Raw genomic sequence first — 7,067 nt, forward strand, 5'->3', positions numbered from 1 at the left:
GTATCGGCGAGCGGGCTGGAGCGACGATGGGCGCTCTCAGGAAGAAGGAGTAATCTGTCAGTTCTACGGTAACTGTCCGCAGACACCCGATTACACAGAGCGGACAACATGAGGTTAGGATAAAATTACCTGCCCTCTAAAAGGACTTAGCGCTTCCCAAACAGCCACTTCACGCGCTATAAACGTGATGTTACAAACGTCGATCGGGGGACGACGTGACGTGACGAGTCATCCCCGAAGTGCGTGCTGTCAGGTGGGTTGAGCGAGTCGTCCGGATAACCAGATCCGGCTGGCGCAGAGAGGGTCGCAGGCGGTTCAGCCGCCTGCCGCAAACGGGGGAAAGATGCTCACGTCGGGACGAGACGCGATGGCTGGCGACGATGGCGATGTGCCACGGTCCAGCCAGCTGACGGTCGCCGGCCTGACCGCTTCCAGCCTCGACTCGAGCCCCGCCCGTCTCAACCCAGGCATCGACTCAGGCCCCCCCGCCGATCTCGACCCGGGTGCCGGCTTGGGCGTCGACGCCCCCAGCCAGGACCGAATCCCCGTGAGCGCCCCGTTCTCCCAGAGCCTGCCGCCGGTGATCGCGGGCTGGGCCGACCACGGCTCGCTCGAACCGGCGCCCGAGGACTCCGGGACCCTGCGCCGCCGCTCACGCTGGCTCCGGCTGTATCAGCGCGGCCTGGTCGGCGCGGACCTGGCCGCCGCGTGGACGGCCATCGCCATCGCCTACCTGCTGCGCTTCGGCGCGCACACCTCCGCGCCGCTGAACATGCTGGTGGCCGCCCTGCTGCCGCTGGGCTGGGTCGCCCTGATCGGGGTCAACCACGGTTACGGCGGCCGGCTGGTCGGTGTCGGCGCCGCGGAGTTCCAGCGGATCTTCCGCGCCTTCCTGCACGTCACCGCGCTGATCGCGTTCACCTCGTTCGTCACCCACGCCGAGCTGGCTCGCGGCTTCGTGCTGCTCGCCCTGCCGCTGGCCCTGTGCCTGAACCTGCTGGCCCGCTACGCCGCGCGCAAGTGGTTGCACGCCCAGCGGCTGCGGGGCCGGGCGATGAAGTCGGTGCTGCTGGTCGGTGACGCCGAGGCCATCAGCAAGTTCACCGAGGTGCTGCGCCGTGACCTGCACGCAGGCCTGCGAGTGGTCGGCGCCTGTGTCCCGTCCGAGGCGATAGCCGACATGCAGACCATCGACACCCTGGCCGAGGCCGAGGTGACGCTGCTCGGCGACGTCGACTCGATCGTCGGCGCGGTGCGTCTGAGCGGGGCTGACACGGTGGCCGTGGTGTCCTCCGGCGCGCTCGGCCCCGAGAAGCTGCGCTGGGTCTCCTGGCAGCTGGAAGGCAGCTCGACCGACCTGGTGGTCTCGCCCGGCCTGACCGAGGTGGCCGGTCCGCGGCTGCACATCCTGCCGGTGGCCGGGCTGCCGCTGCTGCACGTGGACGAGCCGAAGTTCACCGGGTTCCGCCGGGTGCTCAAGGGCGCCTTCGACCGCAGTGTCGCGGCCCTGGCGCTGGTGGTGCTCGCGCCGGTGTTCCTGGCGCTCGCGCTGGCGGTGCGGCTGACCAGCTCCGGGCCCGCGCTGTTCCGCCAGGTCCGGGTCGGGCGGGCCGGCAGCACCTTCGTGATGCTGAAGTTCCGGTCGATGTACGCCGACGCCGAGGAGCGGCTGGCCAGCCTGCGGGAGCAGAGCGATCACGGCGACGGCGTGCTGTTCAAGATGCGCGAGGACCCCAGGGTCACCCGGGTGGGCAAGTTCCTGCGCAAGTACTCCCTGGACGAGTTGCCGCAGCTGATCAACGTGCTGCTCGGCACGATGTCCCTGGTCGGCCCGCGGCCGCCGCTGCCGCTGGAGGTCGCGCGCTATGAGGACCACGTGCACCGCCGGCTGCTGGTCAAGCCGGGTCTGACCGGGCTCTGGCAGGTCAGCGGGCGCAGTGACCTCAGCTGGGACGAGTCGGTTCAGCTGGATCTGCGTTACGTGGAGAACTGGTCCCTCGGTGAGGATCTGTTCATCCTGTGGAAGACGGCTCGCGCGGTGGCCGCCGGCTCCGGAGCGTACTGAGCCGGCGACAGGCTGTGGCTAAGTTTTACCTTTGTGGTTAACGCCAAACTCTGACTTTACCCGCGTGCCGCAGTGCGCTTTACTTGCACGGACTAAACGAATGACCGGCAGCGACCCCCGTCGCCAGCCTGGCAGCGACCCCCGTCGCTGGCTCTGAATGTTCATGGCGGCACCCAGGTGCCTTGACGGGGGAAATGACATGCACGTTCGACCTTTGATGGCAGCGATCACCGCGGCGAGCATGGGGGTCCTCGGACTCGTGGTGGGCATGACGCCCGCTGCCGCGCTGCAAGGCACCGTGCCGTCCAACGTCGCACCGAGCTGGCAGACCAACGGCGCGGTGTCAGCGATCACCGCCGCCAACGGCATCGTCTACGTCGGCGGTGATTTCACCCGCGTCCGGCCGCCGGGCGCGGCCGCGGGGTCGGGCGAGGTCATCCGAAACCGCCTCGCCGCCTTCAACGCGAGCACCGGCGCGCTGATCACCTCGTTCAACCCCGATGTCAACGCCGCGGTCAAGGTGCTGTCGATGAGCGCCGACGGGCAGACCCTCTACGCAGGTGGCGACTTCACCGCCATCGGCAGCGCCACCCGAAACCGGATCGCGGCCTTCGCGGCTTCCACCGGGGCGCTGACGTCCTGGAATCCCAACGCCAACGGCAGGGTGTCGGGAATCTCGGCGACCGCCTCGACCATCTATGTCGGCGGTGCGTTCTCCACCATCGGCGGTCGCACCGAACGCCGGGTCGCCGCGCTGACCGCCAGCACCGGCGCCGCGCTGGCCACGTTCACCACCACGGCGGACAACGTCGTCTACCAGACCGCGCTGACGCCGCAGGGTGACAAGCTCTACCTCGCCGGCGCGTTCCTCAGCGTCAACGGCGACACCGCCTACCACGCCGTGGCGGTCGTGGACACCGCCACCGGCGCCACCCTGCCGTTCCCCGCGGCTTCGGTGATCCCACCCAAGACCGAGGCGTGCATCGTCGAGGCGAAGTCGGTCAAGACCGACAGCGGCAGCGCCTACTTCGGCGTCGAGGGCAGCGGCGGCGGCTGCTTCGACGGCACGTTCGCGGTGAACAGCGCCGACGGCTCGCTGCGCTGGCAGAGCAGGTGCCTGGGCGCCACCCAGGCGGTCCAGCCGATCGGCGCCATCCTCTACACCGGCGCCCACGCCCACGACTGCAGCGCTGACGACTTCGATCCCGACGCCTTCCCCGAGATCGGCTGGGCCAAGGGGCTGTCGCGGCACCTGCTGTCGCGCACCACCAGCGGCGGCCAGTTGGCCGCCTGGAACGCCAACACCAACGGCGGCCCGAACGGCGCGGGCCTCGGCCCGCGGGTGATGGCCACCGATGGCAACCAGCTCTTTGTGGGCGGTGAGTTCACCACTGTGAACGGCCTCACCCAGCAGGGATTCGCGCGGTTCTCACCGGCTACCGGCGATCTGACGGCGCCGACCCGGCCACCGGCCCCGACCGTGGTCGCGCGCGCCGGGGGCAAGGTGTCGATCTTCGTGCAGGCGCCGCTGGACACCGATGACACCGACCTGACCGTCCGGCTCTATCGGGACGGCGCCAGCACTCCGATCGCGACGGCTCCGGCCCACTCGCTGTTCTGGAGGCAGCCGGTTCTGGCGTTCAGCGACGACGGCCTCGCGCTCGGCAGCAGCCACACCTACACCGCCGACGCCATCGAGGCGTTCGGGTCCAACGCCAGCCCGAAGTCCTCGGCGAGCCGGGCGGTCACCGTGGTGAGCACGCCGCCGACCTACGAGGCCGCGGTGGCGCAGGACAGCCCGGTCCTGAACTGGCGCCTCGGTGACGCCGCCGGCCCGCTCACGGCCGATTCCTCGGCCAGCAAGAACGCCGGCCTGGCCTTCGGAGGATCCGCTGTCAGCTACCGCACCGCCGGGGCGGTGGCCGGCGACACCGCTATCACCGTCAACGGCTCGACCGGCTATGTCTCCTCCACGACCAAGCAGGACTCGCCGTCCAGCTTCTCCGTCGAGACCTGGTTCAAGACCACCAGCACCAGCGGCGGAAAGATCATCGGCTTCGGTGACCAGCAGGGCGGGTTGGACTTCAACGGCAACCCCACGCGCAGCGGCGCCTACGACAAGCAGATCTACCTGACCAATGACGGCCGCCTGGCCTTCGGCGTCTGGGTGGGATTCGCCGACGTCCTCACCACCAGCGCCGCCTACAACGACGGGCAATGGCACCACGTCGTCGGCAGCCAGGGCCCGCAGGGCCTGACGCTCTACGTCGACGGCGCGAAGGCAGCCCACGACGGCCAGACCCAGAACCAGGCTTACCAGGGGTACTGGCGGATCGGCGGCGACAACCTGGGCGGCTGGCCCAACCAGCCGGCCAGCGACTTCTTCGCCGGCGCGATCGACGAGACGGCGGTGTATGACCACGCGCTCAGCCTGACCTCGGTGCAGAACCACTACGCCGCCTCCGGACGCACGCCGCCGCCGGCGCCTGGCCCCACCGACGCCTACGGCAAGGCCGTCTACAACGATCTGCCCGCGACGTACTGGCGGCTGGACGAGACGTCAGGCGCCACCGCGGCCGACTCCTCGGACAACGGCAGCACCGGCGACTACGTCGGCGTGGTGGCTAAGGGGACGGCCGGAGCGCTCGGCGCCACCGGCGCGGCCGCTGCCTTCGACGGCGTCACCGGCAATGTCGCGCAGAGCGCCACGCGCGGCGGCCCGTCCGTCTACAGCACCGAGTTGTGGTTCAAGACCACCACGACCAGCGGTGGCAAGCTGGTGGGCTTCGGCAACGCCCGGACCGGCCTGAGCAGTAACTACGACAAGCACGTCTACCTGACCGACGACGGCCGGCTGGCCTTCGGCGTGTACAACAACGGCTTCGACATCCTGTACTCGCCCGCCGGCTTCAACGACGGCCAATGGCACCAGGTGGTGGCCAGCCAGGGACCGGCAGGCATGCGGCTCTACGCCGACAACCAGCTGGTGGGCAGCAACGCCGTGTCGGCGAACCAGGGCTACAGCGGCTACTGGCGGGTGGGCGGCGACAACCTCAACGCCTGGCCCGACATGCCCGGCAGCGCCTACTTCGCAGGGGCCATCGACGAGGTCGCGATCTATGACAGCGCGCTGTCGGCTGCCCAGGTAGACGCCCACTACACCGCCTCAGGCCGCAGCGGGCCCGATGTGCTGGCGCCCGCCACCTCGATCACCTCGCCCGCCGACGGCGCGAGCGTGAGCGCCGGAGCGGTGACCGTCACGGCCACCGCCTCGGACAACGTGGCGGTCACCGCGGTGGACCTGCAGGTCGACGGCGCCACGGTCGCCACCACGACCACGGCGCCCTACACCTTCAGCTGGAGCGCCACGGCCGGTCCGCACACGTTGCGGACGGTGGCCCACGACGCGGCGGGCAACACCGCGACCTCCGCCGACGTGCATGTCACGGCCAGCGCGCCGGACACCACTGCGCCGACGGCGGCGGTCACCTCGCCGGCTGACGGCGCGTCGGTGTACGGCCCGACCACTGTCACGGCCACCGCTTCTGACGACACCGGCGTGGCGGGGGTGGACCTGCTGGTCGACGGCACGGTGGTCGGCTCGGACTCGACCGCGCCGTACAGCTTCACCTGGTCGGCCACCGCGGTGGGCAGTCACACCTTGCAGGCGCGGGCTCGCGACGCGGCCGGTAACACCGGGGCCTCGAGCACGGTCACCGTCACGGTGCCGGCGGACACCACAGCTCCGGGTGCTCCGGGCACGCCGAGCGCCTCTAACGTGACGGCCTCGTCGGTGACGCTGAGCTGGGCGGCGGCTGCCGATGACCGAGGCGTGGCCGGCTACCAGGTGCTGCGCGACGGCGCCGTGGTGGGCACGCCGACGGGCCTGAGCTTCACCGACACCGGGCTGAGCGCCGGGACGACCTACAGCTACACCGTTCGGGCGGTGGACGCGGCGGGCAATGTCGGAGCCGCCAGCGGCCCGGTGTCGGTGAGCACTCCGCCGGCCGACGCGGCGCTGTTCACCGACGTCTTCGGCGGCGCCGACGGCGCGCCGTGGTCGCCGTCCTGGACCACGGGCGCCAGCAACGGCACGGTGAGCACCCAGGCGGGCACGGGCCGGATCGCGGTGGCCGATGTCGCCAATTCCTATGGACGCGCCCAGCTGACCGGCTTGGCGGCCCGGGCGGACAGCGAGCTGCTGACCTCCTACACCTGGTCCTCGAACACGGCGGTGAGCTATCTCAGCGTCTACCTGCGGGGTTCGGGCGGTTGGCAGAACTCCTACCGGCCGCGCAACGGTTACGGCCTGCAACTGCAGTCCAACTCGGGCACGGTGACGGTGCAGAAGAACGTCAACAGCGTTCTCAGCACCGTGCAGTCGGTGGCGGGCGCCCAGGCGGTGACCACCGGCAAGCAGTGGCTGCGGTTGCGGGTGAGCGGTTCGACGATCCAGTTCAAGATCTGGTCGGACGGGTCCCCCGAGCCGGTGGCGTGGGAGGCCACGGCCACCGACACCAGTGTCACGGCCGGCGGGCAGCTGTTCGTGTCGGTGGTGCGCGGCAGCGCCAACGTGGGTGACAAGGCAGTCGCCTTCGACGACCTGGCCATCCGGGCCGGCCAGTAGCACCGGCGGCAAGCAGCAGGGGACGGGCGCCGGCGGTGCCCGTCCTCAAGCCGCAACTGAGGCTGCGGGCTGGAGCCCGGGTCCTACTCGAGGTGCAAGCTCGGGTCCTATTGGAGGTGCGACCCGGGGTCCTATCGGACTGCCATGCCTAGCACCGGTATCGAGATCTCGTCGACGACAGCAGCGGTGTCGGCAGGCTCGGTGGCCACGGTGGCGGTGGCGATCAAGGAGCCGACCGCCTGCCAGTCGAGGAAGCCTTCGGTGGGGGAGAACCGCACTACCGCGTAGCAGCTCTCGCCCGCGCCGATGATCGCCCCCCGATCGAGCACCGGACAGGTCGAGCCCGGCAGCAGCCCGAAGCCGAAGTCGTCGGGC

General features: G+C 70.2%; 3 protein-coding genes. 2 read left to right on the forward strand and 1 reads right to left on the reverse strand.

The window, feature by feature from the left end; translation table 11 throughout:
* Positions 1-367 precede the first annotated feature (367 nt).
* Positions 368-2,065, forward strand: coding sequence for a sugar transferase (locus VGB75_17315; GenBank protein ID HEY0168808.1), 1,698 nt, complete (start codon positions 368-370; stop codon positions 2,063-2,065).
* A 199-nt stretch (positions 2,066-2,264) separates the two neighbouring features.
* Positions 2,265-6,692, forward strand: coding sequence for a LamG-like jellyroll fold domain-containing protein (locus VGB75_17320; GenBank protein HEY0168809.1), 4,428 nt, complete (start codon positions 2,265-2,267; stop codon positions 6,690-6,692).
* 131 nt (positions 6,693-6,823) lie between these two features.
* Here the strand turns inward: VGB75_17320 and VGB75_17325 are convergent.
* On the reverse strand, positions 6,824-7,067 hold a 244-nt coding region (locus VGB75_17325), incomplete at its 5' end, for a hypothetical protein (GenBank protein HEY0168810.1).

Source organism: Jatrophihabitans sp. (assembly GCA_036399055.1).
Classification (GTDB): domain Bacteria; phylum Actinomycetota; class Actinomycetes; order Mycobacteriales; family Jatrophihabitantaceae; genus Jatrophihabitans_A.